Source organism: Actinocrinis sp., assembly GCF_035938995.1.
GTDB lineage: Bacteria > Actinomycetota > Actinomycetes > Streptomycetales > Catenulisporaceae > DASZGI01.
The window spans coordinates 1-2,806 of sequence record NZ_DASZGI010000085.1 but is presented as its reverse complement, the minus strand read 5'-3'; the positions used below and the strand labels follow the sequence as shown (position 1 = coordinate 2,806).

4 protein-coding genes are annotated in these 2,806 nt (G+C 68.3%); all 4 read right to left on the bottom strand.

From position 1 onward, the window contains the following. The coding region (gene rplQ, locus VGZ32_RS05535; protein WP_326884729.1) for a 50S ribosomal protein L17 at positions 1 to 413 on the bottom strand (413 nt) is incomplete at its 3' end. A gap of 116 nt (positions 414 to 529) precedes the next feature. Further along, positions 530 to 1,552, bottom strand: coding sequence for a DNA-directed RNA polymerase subunit alpha (locus tag VGZ32_RS05530; protein WP_326884728.1), 1,023 nt, complete (start codon positions 1,550 to 1,552; stop codon positions 530 to 532). A 247-nt stretch (positions 1,553 to 1,799) separates the two neighbouring features. Further along, entirely contained in the window at positions 1,800 to 2,426 is a 627-nt protein-coding gene (rpsD, locus tag VGZ32_RS05525; RefSeq protein ID WP_326884727.1) for a 30S ribosomal protein S4, read from the bottom strand. Between the two features lie 20 nt (positions 2,427 to 2,446). Next, positions 2,447 to 2,806: 30S ribosomal protein S11 (rpsK, locus tag VGZ32_RS05520; RefSeq protein WP_326884726.1), on the bottom strand; the 360-nt coding region annotated here is incomplete at its 5' end.

The following is a 2,806-nucleotide window of genomic DNA, read 5'->3' as shown; positions in this document are numbered from 1 at the left end:
GTCGCCTCGTCGGTGGCCTGCTGCGCCACGGTCCGCGCCTCGACCAGCTCGATCCGGGCCATCGGCGCGTTGTCGCCGCGGCGCGGGCCGAGCTTGATGATGCGGGTGTAGCCGCCGGGCCGCTCGGCGTACGCCGGGCCGACCTCCTCGAACAGCTTGGCGATGATGCCGCCGCCGTCGAAGAACGGGGTGTTGCGGATCTCCAGGGTCGCCATGACCTGGCGGCGGTTGTGCAGGCCGCCCTTCTTGGCCTTGGTGATCAGCGGCTCGACGAACGGGCGCAGCTGCTTCGCCTTCGGCAGAGTGGTGGTGATCCCCCCGTGCTCGATCAGCGACTTGGCCAGGTTCGCCAGCATGTGCTTCTGGTGGGCGCCGGAACCGCCGAGGCGGGGGCCCTTCTTCGGAGCGGGCATGGTGTTTCGTTCTCCTTGTTGATCCTGCGCCGGCCGTGCCGGGTACCGGACGCAGTCCCGGGGCCCGTCGGATCGGGCCCCGGACGCTTGTCGTGCCTGTCAGGACGTGCTCGTGCTCAGTACTGCTCGGTCTCCGCGTACGACAGGTCGTCGTCGTCGCCGCCATAGGCGTCGGCCAGGGCCAGCGACGGGTCGAACCCGGGCGGGGAGTCCTTCAGAGCCAGGCCCATGGTGTGCAGCTTGGCCTTGACCTCGTCGATCGACTTGGCGCCGAAGTTGCGGATGTCCAGCAGGTCCGCCTCGGACCGGGCGACCAGCTCGCCGACGGTGTGGATGCCCTCGCGCTTGAGGCAGTTGTAGGAGCGGACCGTCAGCTCCAGCTCCTCGATCGGCAGCGCCAGGTCGGCGGCCAGCGCCGCGTCGGTCGGCGACGGGCCCATGTCGATGCCCTCGGCCTCGACGTTGAGCTCGCGGGCCAGGCCGAACAGCTCGACCAGGGTCTTGCCGGCCGAGGCCACCGCGTCGCGGGGCCGCAGGCACGGCTTGGTCTCGACGTCGACCACCAGCTTGTCGAAGTCGGTGCGCTGCTCGACACGGGTCGCCAGCACCTCGTACTTGACCTTGAGCACCGGCGAGTAGATCGAGTCCACCGGGATCCGGCCGATCTCCTGGCCGGCCTGCTTGTTCTGCACGGCGGAGACGTAGCCGCGGCCGCGCTCGACCGTCAGCTCCATCTCCAGCTTGCCCTTGCCGTTCAGGGTGGCCAGGACCAGCTCGGGGTTGTGCACCTCGACACCGGCCGGGGGCGCGATGTCGGCGGCGGTGACGATGCCGGGGCCCTGCTTGCGCAGGTACATCACGACCGGCTCGTCGTGCTCGGAGGAGACGACCAGGCCCTTGATGTTCAGGATCAGGTCGGTGACGTCCTCCTTGACCCCGGGGATGGTCTGGAACTCGTGCAGCACGCCGTCGATGCGGATGCTGGTCACGGCCGCGCCGGGGATGGAGGAGAGCAGGGTGCGGCGAAGGGAGTTGCCGAGGGTGTAACCGAAGCCCGGCTCGAGCGGCTCGATGGTGAACCGGGAGCGGAACTCGTCGACGACTTCCTCAGTCAGCGTGGGACGCTGAGCGATGAGCAAAGGAACCTCCGTGATCAGGGGCGCCCGCTATTTGACGCCCTCGAGTGCACGCCCGCGGCACGGACGTGCCGAACGGGGTGCGACATCCAGGATAACTCCTGAATCGCGCACCCCGCTCCGCGAACGTCAACCGGGGAGGCGGCGAAAGACCTCGCGGCGGACAGACGCCTTTCCTGTCCGCCGCGAGGTCTACAGCCGCCGTCAAGCCCCGGCCGACGTCCGCGGGTTGATGAACACCGCGAACTGCCTACTTCGAGTAGAGCTCGACGATCAGCTGCTCCTGCACCTGGGTGTCGATCACCTGGCGCACGGGCAGCGAGTGGACCAGGATGCGCATCCGGGACGGCACGACCTCGAGCCACGCCGGGACGGTCCGGTCGCCGGCCTCGGCGCGGGCCACCACGAACGGGGTCAGCTCGAGCGAGTCCTTGCGGACCTCGACGATGTCGCTCTCCTTGACCCGCATCGACGGGATGTCGGCCTTGTGGCCGTTCAGCAGGATGTGGCCGTGCCGCACCAGCTGGCGGGCGTGGTCGCGGGACTTGGCGAAGCCGGCCCGGTAGACCACGTTGTCGAGGCGGGACTCGAGGATGCGCAGCAGGTTCTCACCCGTCTTGCCCTGCCTCCGGTTGGCCTCCTCGTAGTAGCCGCGGAACTGCTTCTCGAGGACGCCGTAGATGCGCGCGCACTTCTGCTTCTCGCGCATCTGGAGCAGGTACTCGCTGTCCTTGGTCCGGCCGCGGCCGTGCTCGCCCGGCGGGTAGGGACGGATCTCGATGGGACACTTGGCCGACTCGCACTTGGCGCCCTTGAGGAAGAGCTTTGTCTTCTCGCGGCGGCACCGCTTGCAGTCGGGTCCGGTGTAACGGGCCATTTCTCTTTATTCTCCTGGACTCAGACGCGGCGGCGCTTCGGCGGACGGCAGCCGTTGTGTGGAATCGGCGTGACGTCCTTGATGTGGACGATGTGCAGGCCCGCAGAAGCCAGCGCCCGCACCGCCGACTCGCGCCCTGAACCCGGCCCTTTTATGCGGACTTCAACGCTCTTCATGCCGTATTGGTCGCGGGCCACACCCGCGGCCGACATGGAAGCCTGCTGGGCGGCGTACGGCGTGCCTTTGCGCGACCCTTTGAAGCCAATCGAGCCCGAAGAAGACCACGACACCGTTCGCCCGTCCGGGCCGCAGATCGTGATAATCGTGTTGTTGAACGTGGCCTGAATGTTCGCCACGCCGTGCGGCACCACGCGCCGCTC